We start from the raw sequence: 3155 nt of genomic DNA on the forward strand, positions 1-3155 counted from the left end.
CTGGGTGCCGAGCTCGGCGGCGAGCTGCTGCAGCGCGGCGATGCGGTTCGCGGTCGAGGGGTGGGTGGCGAACAGATTGTCGACGCCATGGCCCGACAGCGGATTGATGATGAACATGTGCGCGGTGGCCGGATTGCGCTCGGCCTCCATGTTCGGCACCTGATGCGCTGAATTCTCGATCTTCGCGAGCGCGGACGCCAGCCACATCGGCTGGCCGACGATGCGCGCGCCGTAATTGTCGGCGGCATATTCGCGGGTGCGGCTGATCGCCATCTGCACCAGCATGGCGCCGAGCGGGGCCAGGATCATCATCGCGATCGAGCCGACGATGCCGGGACCGTTGTTGTTGCGGTTGCCGCCGAAGAACATGCCGAACTGCGCCAGCATCGAGATCGCTCCGGCGATCGTCGCCGTGATCGTCATGGTCAGCGTGTCGTGATGCTTGATATGCGCAAGCTCGTGCGCGATCACGCCGGCGAGCTCCTCGCGGCTGAGCTGCTGCATCAGGCCGGTGGTGACGGCGACCGCGGCGTTCTCCGGATTGCGGCCGGTCGCGAACGCATTGGGCTGCGCCTCGTCCATCACGAACACGCGCGGCATCGGCAGAGCGGCGCGCTGCGCCAGCTCGGCGACGAGATTGGTGAGTTCGGGCGCCGAGCGCGCATCGACCTGATGGGCGCCGTACATCGACAGCACCATGCGATCGGAATTCCAGTAGGTGAACAGATTTGTCGCAGCCGCGATGATCAGCGCGATCACGGCGCCGGTGCCGCCGCCGATCAGATAGCCGACACCCATGAACAGCGCGGTGAGGCCGGCAAGCAGGAGCGCAGTACGAAAATAGTTCATCGTGGTTCCCTGACGGCAGGCGGATGCTGCCACAACTGACGCCGCTGAGGTAGGGATTTTGCCGCTGACGCCGCAAGAGGAACCAGTGCGTCGCAGCGACGCGGCGCGGATTAACGATTGGTCATTTGCCGGTGCGCTCCCTCTCCCCGTTCTTACGGGGAGAGGGTTGGGGTGAGGCGCTGTCTCCGCTACAGCGATAGCTGCGATTGCGGAGATTCCCCCTCACCCGGAACGCATCTAGCGATGCGTTCCGACCTGTCCCCGCACGCGGGGGCGAGGTGCAGCGGTGTACGCTACTCGATATGAGTTGGTGCTTAGCTTGCTCCTGGCGTGCCTACTCCGCCGGCTCCCGCGCGCGCGCCGCCTCCTCCTCGCGCAGCGCGACCCGCAGCATGCGGGCGAGCTGAGCGCGGCTGTAGGGCTTTGCCAGGAACAGGATGCCCTGCTCGAGCTTGCCGTCCTGGTCGATGGCATTCTCGGTGTAGCCCGAGGTGAACAGCACGCGCAGACCGGGACGGCGCTTCTGCGCCTCGGTGGCGAGGTCGCGCCCGTTCATCGCACCGGGCATGATGACGTCGGTGAACAGGAGATCGACCGGCGCGCCGCTGTCGAGCACGACGAGCGCTTCAGAGCCATTGTTGGCCGAGCGCGTAGTATAGCCGAGGCTCTCGATCTGGGTGAGCACATAGGAGCGCACCAGTCTGTCGTCCTCGACGACGAGCACGGTTTCCCGCGCGCCGCGCACGTCCGGCTGCCGCCGCTCGGGCACCACGGCCGGCGAGACCATCGCCGCACGTGGCAAATAGAGCATCACCCTGGTGCCGCGGCCGACCTCACTGTCGAGCACGATGTGGCCGTTGGACTGCTTGACGAAGCCGTAGACCATGCTGAGCCCGAGGCCAGTACCCTTGCCGACATCCTTGGTGGTGAAGAACGGCTCGAACACTTTTGCCAGATCGGCTTCTGCGATGCCCTGGCCGTTGTCGATCAGCGCGATCGCGACATAATCGCCGGCGGCAAGCCCGTCATGGCCATGGACGTCAGACGGCTTGAGCTCGGCAGTGCGGGTCTCGATCCGCAGCCGGCCGCCCTTCGGCATGGCGTCGCGTGCGTTGAGCGCAAGGTTGATGATCGCGGTGACGAGCTGGTTGGAATCGACCAGCGCGCGCGGCAGGTCGGGCATCGGGCGGAAATCGATGTCGACATGGTCGCCGATGGTCGGCCGCAGCAGCTCGATGGTGTCGACCATCAACGCATTGACGTCGACGTCGCTCGGCTGCAGCGGCTGCTTGCGCGCAAACGCCAGCAGATGCCGCGTCAGCGACGCGCCCCGATCGGCGGCGTCGCGGATCAGCCCGGTGATCTCGACCAGTTGCCGGTTGTGCGTGACCGCATCGGACAGGATGTCGATGGTGCCGGTGATGACGGTGAGGATGTTGTTGAAGTCGTGCGCGATGCCGCCGGTGAGCTGGCCGACCGCCTCCATCTTCTGCGCCTGGCGGATCTTGCTCTCGTTGGCCTCGGCCTCGCGGAAACGCTCGAGCAGGAATTCCGAGTGCTGGCGCTGCCGTCCCTCCTCGGCGAGCGCGACATGCGCCTCGCGCAGCTGCGCCTCGGTCGGGATCGCGAGGATACGCGGGATCAGCGGCCACAGCAGCACCGCGGTGAAGATCGAGGCAATTGCGGTGAGCGCCTTGAGCAGGCCTTCGAGACCATAGATCGGCACCCACAGCGTGTAGATCGAGAACACATGCGTGAGGCCGCAGGCGAGGATGAAGGCGGCGAACGGCCAGGCCATCCAGCCGAACTGGAAATCGCGCCGCTTGGAGACGAGGATCGCGAGTGCAAACGGGATTGAGAAATACGAAGCGGCAATGATTGCGTCTGAAATCACGTGCAGCCAGATCAGCTCCGGCTCCCACAACAGGCAGATGCCGTGTGGCGAAAATGTCGACGAATCCAACAGACGCTCGAGAAAACTCCACATGGGTCCCTCCGGGCGTGATCGATCCGCCGACACCCCTACCCGCGAATCACCTGCCGATCATAGCGGCGGCGACTCAACCTGCCGAAGCCCAATTGGTCTAAGAGGCGCACCCCGTTGTTGCCCGGTGTCGCCCTGGTGTATGCAGATTGGGCCTTGATCCCCCTTCTCCCAGCCGGTGACATCGATGCCAGCATCTCCCCTCCGCGCCCCGATCATGATCGCAGCGATCGCGGGGGCGTTGGCGCTCTCCTCACTGGCCTCTTCCCTTGCCTCGGCGCAGCAGCTGCTGCCCAAGCCGGCCAGTCCGGCCCCCGCCAGG

At 65.5% G+C, this 3155-nt stretch carries 2 protein-coding genes; both read right to left on the reverse strand.

Going from position 1 to position 3155, the window contains the following annotated elements; genetic code table 11:
- On the reverse strand, positions 1-849 hold an 849-nt coding region (htpX, locus tag H8A95_RS42285; protein WP_229188348.1), incomplete at its 3' end, for a zinc metalloprotease HtpX.
- A gap of 334 nt (positions 850-1183) precedes the next feature.
- Positions 1184-2836: an ATP-binding protein gene (locus H8A95_RS42290; protein ID WP_229188349.1), complete on the reverse strand. Its 1653-nt coding sequence runs from the start codon at positions 2834-2836 to the stop codon at positions 1184-1186.
- Positions 2837-3155 lie beyond the last annotated feature (319 nt).

It is taken from the genome of Bradyrhizobium oropedii, from assembly GCF_020889685.1.
Lineage (GTDB): Bacteria > Pseudomonadota > Alphaproteobacteria > Rhizobiales > Xanthobacteraceae > Bradyrhizobium > Bradyrhizobium oropedii.